Source organism: Clostridium sp. DSM 8431 (genome assembly GCF_900116755.1).
Lineage (GTDB): Bacteria > Bacillota > Clostridia > Clostridiales > Clostridiaceae > Clostridium.
Window position 1 is genome coordinate 1 of sequence record NZ_FPBY01000319.1, and the last position, 1,296, is coordinate 1,296.

Sequence of the window (1,296 nt, forward strand, 5' to 3'; positions counted from 1 at the left end):
AAGTTTTTCCTTTCATAAATTACCTCCAATAATTACTATATTTAGTATAACCTATACTAATATGATTTGTCCAAATAATTATCGGGGCTTAAGAGCATTTACTTTTCCTTCCTCAATTATTAGTCTTCTACTCCCCAACTCTCCTATTAAATTGTCATGCGTTACAATAATTAAACTACAATTTTTTTCCTTCTTTATGTCCAATAATAAATCAATTATATTTTTACTATTTTTTTCATCTAAAGCTCCAGTAGGTTCATCACATAATATTATATCTGGTTCATTTATAAGTGCTCTAACTATTGCTACTCTTTGTGCTTCTCCTCCTGATAGAGCCTTAACATCACATTTAATTTTATCTGCCAACCCAACTTTATTTAACAAGTCAATTGCTATATTTCTCGTCTTTTTGTCATCTTTGTCACTTGCAATTAATACATTTTCCAAAGGATTTAAACAAGGAATTAAATTAGGATTCTGAAATATTAATCCATAATGCTTTTTCCTTATAGTATTTACTTCTGATTCTTTTTTGAAGTTTACCTCTTTATTATTAAATATTATTTTTCCTTTAGATGGCTCTAGCAACAAGGCTAAATGATTTAATAAAGTAGTTTTCCCACTTCCAGACTTGCCCATTATAGTTATAAAATCACCATCCTTAATATCTAGATTAATTCCATTTAGTACACCTTGTACTGAATCTCCATATTTGAATTCTTTATATATCTCTCTTAATTCAATCATTACCTTCTCCTTTTTATTACTAATTTTATTAAACTCATAAATATCACTTTTAAAATAGCATATATAATAAACAAAATAGGTAAAATAACTACAAATAACTTATTAAATATATTAAATGCACTTGATATTTTTCCATCTCTAATACTACTAATAAAACAATGAAATTCATCAACGATAGTTGAATAATCAGTAAGAAATCCAAAACCTAGAATTACCCCATATGTTATTACTAATATTGTTGATATAACATACACTAAACTATATATTCCTTTTACCTTTTCAGAATTTGTACACTTTTCTTTCATCTCATTTTTATCTATAGCTTTTAAAATCAATCTCTTTATTGACTTAAATGGTTCAACACTAATATTAGACAATCTCAAGCAATCACTAAGGAACCAGTATCCATCTAACTTTAGAACAGGAATTAAATTAATAAATGTTGTAGATATTATGTAAGCGTAAAAGTTTTTGGCGTCTTTTATTGCTTCAAAAATAGTAATAAAATATCCCTATAAAGTTATTGAGATTTACATCATACCTCAATTA

The 1,296-nt window shown here is 26.2% G+C and carries 2 protein-coding genes; both read right to left on the reverse strand.

Annotation, left to right across the window (positions count from 1 at the left end; translation table 11 throughout):
- Nucleotides 1-78 precede the first annotated feature (78 nt).
- On the reverse strand, nt 79-747 hold the full coding sequence (locus BM384_RS17105; protein WP_090015481.1) for an ABC transporter ATP-binding protein: 669 nt from the start codon (nt 745-747) through the stop codon (nt 79-81).
- Nucleotides 747-1,124: a hypothetical protein gene (locus BM384_RS17110; protein WP_090015483.1), complete on the reverse strand. Its 378-nt coding sequence runs from the start codon at nt 1,122-1,124 to the stop codon at nt 747-749. The genes BM384_RS17105 and BM384_RS17110 overlap by 1 nt, the downstream gene beginning before the upstream one ends.
- Between the last annotated feature and the right edge of the window lie 172 nt (nt 1,125-1,296).

Coding starts and splice junctions, on each gene's coding strand:
- BM384_RS17105 (WP_090015481.1), bottom strand. CDS start 747: ATGATTGAATTAAGAGAGATATATAAAGAATTCAAATATGGAGATTCA.